Origin of the sequence: Nodosilinea sp. LEGE 07298 (genome assembly GCF_015207265.1) — a bacterium.
Taxonomy (GTDB): domain Bacteria; phylum Cyanobacteriota; class Cyanobacteriia; order Phormidesmidales; family Phormidesmidaceae; genus Nodosilinea.
In genome coordinates this window covers 1-2,516 of record NZ_JADEXE010000511.1, presented here as the reverse complement: position 1 = coordinate 2,516, position 2,516 = coordinate 1, and the positions used below count along the sequence as shown (strand labels likewise).

Annotated in this window: 3 protein-coding genes; 2 read left to right on the top strand and 1 reads right to left on the bottom strand. The window is 60.6% G+C overall.

Annotated features, from left to right (window positions below; all coding sequences use genetic code 11):
* A partial coding sequence (locus IQ273_RS32475) for a DUF4912 domain-containing protein (RefSeq protein ID WP_194027200.1) occupies positions 1-650 on the top strand: 650 nt, incomplete at its 5' end.
* 351 nt (positions 651-1,001) lie between these two features.
* On the opposite strand, the gene IQ273_RS32470 is transcribed toward IQ273_RS32475, so the two are convergent.
* Positions 1,002-1,688, bottom strand: a complete 687-nt coding sequence (locus IQ273_RS32470; RefSeq protein ID WP_194027199.1) for a DUF4439 domain-containing protein — start codon at positions 1,686-1,688, stop codon at positions 1,002-1,004.
* Between the two features lie 223 nt (positions 1,689-1,911).
* On the opposite strand from IQ273_RS32470, the gene IQ273_RS32465 reads away from it, so the two are divergent.
* Positions 1,912-2,472, top strand: a complete 561-nt coding sequence (locus IQ273_RS32465) for a sigma-70 family RNA polymerase sigma factor (protein ID WP_228054344.1) — start codon at positions 1,912-1,914, stop codon at positions 2,470-2,472.
* The last annotated feature ends 44 nt before the right edge of the window (positions 2,473-2,516 follow it).

Here is a 2,516-nt window from a genome sequence, read left to right as displayed (position 1 = left end):
GCATCACTCCTGATCCCAATTCGGCGGTTTCGGGGCTATCTGCCGACAGTGTGTCGGCTGAAAGCACAGGAACTACGGCGATCGCTGAGCCACCGCTGCGCCCCGCCCCAGTGCCAGTGCCGTCCCCGGTGCCGCTAGAGCCAGGCGACTACATTCCGCCCCCGCCTGAAGCGGCGATCGCGGATGACAGCTCGGGGCTAGAGGGTCTGCCGCCAGATGTGGTGGCGGCCCTGGCCAGCATTCCGCCCAGCTCGCCCGATAGTTTTGGCGTCGTGCCCACCAGCACTGAGTCCGAGACTGCACCGGCCTCAACCACCGCTGCCAATAGCTGGATTCGGCTGTCGGTCGATCGCGAGAGCGATCGCTTCTACGCCGTGTGGCAAATCGACAGCAGCGATCGCGCCCAGGCCAGAGACAATGGCGGCGAAACCATGACCCTGCGCCTCTACGATGTCACGGGCCGAGCCACCCAGTCTGGACTGCCCCCAGCGGTGGCCGAGCAGCGGTGTCGCGACGACTTTGCCCAAGACTGGTACCTGCCCATTCCCCAGTGGGATCGCATTTACGTGGTCGAAGTGGGCTACCTCAGCGCCACGGGCGGCTGGCAGGCGATCGCGCAGTCGGCTGAGGTGGCCGCCATTACCGCCTGATCTCAGCCACATCCCGTTGGGTTAGCCCCTGATTTGTCGGGGTACAGCAGTGTTGTGCCCTGACGGACTTGATGTTGCGTACACAAAGTGCGCACACAAAATAGCATCGCCACAAAAAAGCCCAGAGCTAAGCTCTGGGCTGAGGTCAGGAGTGAACGTGACGATTTCAGGATGAATGACGTCTTCAGGACTAGTGGTCTGTCAATATTCAAATTTAGGATTGAGGCTGTTCCTAGCCATTCTGCGGTGCATTTCTGCGGTGCATTGCTTCGCGAATGCACCCTACGAAGATCCCCAAAATTAAGCTTGACGGAACACTAGGCTGTTGACGGTAGCGGTGCCAGGGGGCAGCTACACTTTGATCACCCACTGGTCGCGGGTGTCGGCGCTGACGAAGGGGGCGGGCACAAAGGGAATATCGACCCCCAGCGAGATAAACGCGGCCCGAATGGTCGTCGCGTGGGAGGCCTCGGCGGCGGCAATCGTGGCCCCAGCGGTGATCAGCTCTGGGGTTTGAAGGCGGGCAACTTCGCTGGTGTAGGCGATCGCCGCATCGGTCTCCAGGGCGAGGGCCAGCTTAGCGATATTCACATCGGAGTCGAGGCCGCCGTCGCCGCGCTCCAGGTAGGCCGAGAGGTCGTAGCTGTCTACGGCCATCACCGGGCTGCCGCCCAAATCGGTAATCACCTGGCTGAGCACGTCGCGGTGAACCATGTGGTCGGCCTGGTTGGCTAGGGCAATGGCCAGCACCGCTTTGCCTACATCGGTATCGCTGAGGCCACCGGCAGCGGCGCTGTAGGCCCAAATGGCCTGATGTTCGTAGTAGAGGGCACCATTGAGAATTTCAATATCGTTAGCGGCCGCTCTGTTGCGGAAAATCGAACCAGAGCGGTTCTGGGCCTGGGCCGGATTCTTGACCAGGGCAAAAAAGCCGAGGCTGCCAGCCAGTCCTGCGATCGCGCCACCCACCATCACCCGACGGCGAGAGACGCCTGCTCTAGAAGAACCCTGGTCAGCAGACATTAAATCGTGATTCATAGCAGTTTCCTTTCCGCTAGCGTTTTGGGCAAGGCTCATTTCCTTTAGAACCCGGCACAATACGATTAGCTGCGCCCAGTGGATGGCGGGCTGAGATCTTCAGAGTTGACCTTTGAGGTTTGGCTAACGGAGTTGGATGCCGTTACCCTGGCTCATCCAACCCGCGTACTTGAGTCGTATTACTGTCAGATCGTACATGCCCCCATTCTCGCCCTCCGACCCTATGGCGTCTGAACCAGCTAGCGATCGCGACCTGGTCAACCGTCTGTGGGCTGGTGATACCTCCGCCCTCGCCACCCTCTACGATCGCTACTCCTCCATGGTCTATACCCTGGCGCTCAAAATGCTGGCCAACACCACCGAAGCCGAAGACCTCACCCAGGAAGTGTTTGTCAACTTTTGGCAGCGGCGGCAGTACAACCCCGATCGGGGCAGCATCGGTAGCTACCTGGCCACCTATACCCGCTCCCGCGCCATTGATCGTCTGCGGGTCAGCAGCGGACGGGCCACTATTTTGCAGCGGTTTCAGCGCATTACCGCTGCCTCTAGCCGATCGTTCAACCCCGTTGACCACGCCACCCAGCAAGAACAGCGCCAGTACCTGCGGGCCGCCCTCGACCAAATTCCACCCGCCGAGCGTGAGGTACTGGAAATTGCCTACTTTCAGGGGTTGAGCCAGTCCGAGATTGCGGCTCAGTTGAGCATTCCCCTTGGTACCGTTAAATCGCGCTGTCGTCAGGGCCTGCTCCGCCTGCGCAGTCTGCTTGAGCACCAGCGCAGCTAGCCCTTTCTCCTGCGCTAAGGCTGCGCTAAGGGCTCCCCCAATTC

Excerpts from the sequence above, each read along its gene's own strand:
- IQ273_RS32470 (WP_194027199.1), bottom strand. The coding sequence starts at position 1,688 with ATGAATCACGATTTAATGTCTGCTGACCAGGGTTCTTCTAGAGCAGGC.
- IQ273_RS32465 (WP_228054344.1), top strand. The coding sequence starts at position 1,912 with ATGGCGTCTGAACCAGCTAGCGATCGCGACCTGGTCAACCGTCTGTGG.